The sequence below is a fragment of the Acidovorax sp. HMWF018 genome, from assembly GCF_003061035.1.
GTDB lineage: Bacteria > Pseudomonadota > Gammaproteobacteria > Burkholderiales > Burkholderiaceae_C > Acidovorax > Acidovorax delafieldii.
Genome location: NZ_QAIM01000413.1, coordinates 1 through 1,126, shown reverse-complemented (window position 1 = coordinate 1,126; position 1,126 = coordinate 1). Strand labels below are relative to the sequence as shown.

Sequence of the window (1,126 nt, the reverse complement as noted above, 5' to 3'; positions counted from 1 at the left end):
GACATGGCGGACTCCTTGGTTCAACAGAGCCTGCAGCGGTGCAGCAGGGATGGTTGAATGGTAGTGATTCGCAATAGCGAAAGCCAATTGATCATCGCTAAGGCGCAGATAGCCGCTATCCAATGACGCCTTGCGAAGCGCCACAGCGCCTATCCCAAACAGACTGGTTCTGCGCGTGAACTAGTTCACGTTCCGCCACTGAAAAAAGCCGCTGCCACCAAAGCCCCCGTTGCTATGATGGCCGCTCTTTTCAACCCCCTCTTTTGCTTTGGGAGCACACATGGCCCTCATGGACTTCATCAAGAAACAGTTCATTGACATCATTCAGTGGACCGAAGAGGGGGACGGCACGCTGGCCTGGCGCTTCCCCATGCGCGACATGGAAATCCAGAACGGCGGCACGCTGGTGGTGCGCGAGTCGCAGATGGCCATCTTCGTGAACGAAGGCCAGGTGGCCGACGTGTTTGGCCCCGGCACCTACAAGCTCACCACGCAGACGCTGCCGGTGCTCACGTACCTGAAGAACTGGGACAAGCTCTTCGAGTCCCCCTTCAAGAGCGATGTGTACTTCTTCAGCACGCGCCAGCAGATCGACCAGAAGTGGGGCACGCCCCAGCCCATCACGATCCGCGACAAGGACTTTGGTGCCGTGCGACTGCGCGCGTTCGGCAACTACGCCTTCCGTATCGCGGACCCCAAGCTGTTCCACACCGAAATCTCGGGCACGCGCGAGTCCTACCCCGTGGCCGACCTGGAAGGCCAGCTGCGTGGCCTGGTGTTGCAGAACATCAGCAACGCCATTGCCGGTAGCGGCCTGCCGTTCCTGGACCTGGCGGCCAACCAGGTCATGTTTGCCGATGCGCTGACCAAGGAGCTGGCGCCCATCTTCGCCAAACTGGGCATCTTGATCGAGTCCCTCACGGTGCAGAACGTCTCGCTGCCCGAAGAGCTGCAGAAGATCCTCGACCAGAAGATCGGCATGGGCATGGTGGGCAACGACATGGCCAAATTCATGCAGTACCAGACGGCGCAGGCCATCCCCAAATTTGCCGAGGGGGCGGGCAACGGTGGCGGTGTGGCGGGTGACGCCATGGGTCTGGGCGCGGGTGTGGCGCTGGGCCAGGTG

1 protein-coding gene is annotated in these 1,126 nt (G+C 60.8%); it reads left to right on the top strand.

From position 1 onward, the window contains the following. Positions 1-280 precede the first annotated feature (280 nt). Positions 281-1,126, top strand: an 846-nt coding sequence (locus DBR23_RS17040; protein WP_108499034.1) for an SPFH domain-containing protein, incomplete at its 3' end; no start/stop codon positions are given.